Raw genomic sequence first — 864 nt, 5'->3', positions numbered from 1 at the left:
AAGTCCGTACTCGGCTGTCACGCTGGTGATCCAGAGCGTCGCAGGGGCGCCGCTTGCAGGCTCTCTGCCGCCCGCACCCGCAGAACGGCCGCCCGCCGTTCGGCAAGCCAGCCGCCGTTCGCCCGTTGCCGAAAGGGAAACACATCACAAAATCAATCTGTTGAATCAACGCGCGCGAGCACAGGCGCTATACTGCCTCCCAGCAAACAGGCAAAATACTCTGAAAGTGCATATCGGGGATCGGGCAAAAAAATCTTGACCTCAACGGATAAAACAGGTTCTTTAACAAGCTGTTATTAAAGAAAAAATCCCGTCTAAAAAGTATGGTCGTATCGGGGTAATCCCTAAGATCCGCTGGGGTTAACTAAAAAGCATACAGGATTTGTTTTCCGTGCATTAACCAAAAAGCAATCAAAATGCGCTCAGGCTGGAGAAGATATCCCACCAAAAGATCCAACAGCGAATTATTCGGCACAAGAACATGTTGAGAACGGGAGACTCAATACGCAATTAATTTCTACAACTAAAAAAGAAAGTACTGCTGATTTCTATAATAAAAATGGTAAGGTCAAGGTTGATTTATCTAAGATACCAGATGAGCAAATCATTGATGTTAGTAGAGGTCAAGGATTAACAGGAAAAGCATTCCGTTACGCCCGTAAGGATCAAGAAATTCTCCTTACGAATGGTATCCCTTCTGGAACATACAAGGTTATAGAATGAATAATGATCTTTATTTACGTCTTGATTCTATATCTAAAGAACTATACCCATCGTAATTGAAGCTGCTTGATTTTTCCTTCCTATCAGATCAAGATTGTGTCCATGAAAATTACCCTGACAAATGCCCAAAAAGAAGCCCTC

At 43.9% G+C, this 864-nt stretch carries 1 protein-coding gene; it reads left to right on the top strand.

Annotation, left to right across the window (positions count from 1 at the left end; translation table 11 throughout):
• The coding region (locus Xinn_RS22330; protein ID WP_211286049.1) for a hypothetical protein at window positions 1–300 on the top strand (300 nt) is incomplete at its 5' end.
• Window positions 301–864: the final 564 nt, after the last annotated feature.

The sequence above is a fragment of the Xenorhabdus innexi genome, from assembly GCF_002632485.1.
GTDB classification, from domain to species: Bacteria; Pseudomonadota; Gammaproteobacteria; order Enterobacterales; family Enterobacteriaceae; genus Xenorhabdus; species Xenorhabdus innexi.
Note: the sequence above shows the minus strand (reverse complement) of the source record. Positions and strands in the feature narration are given on the sequence as shown.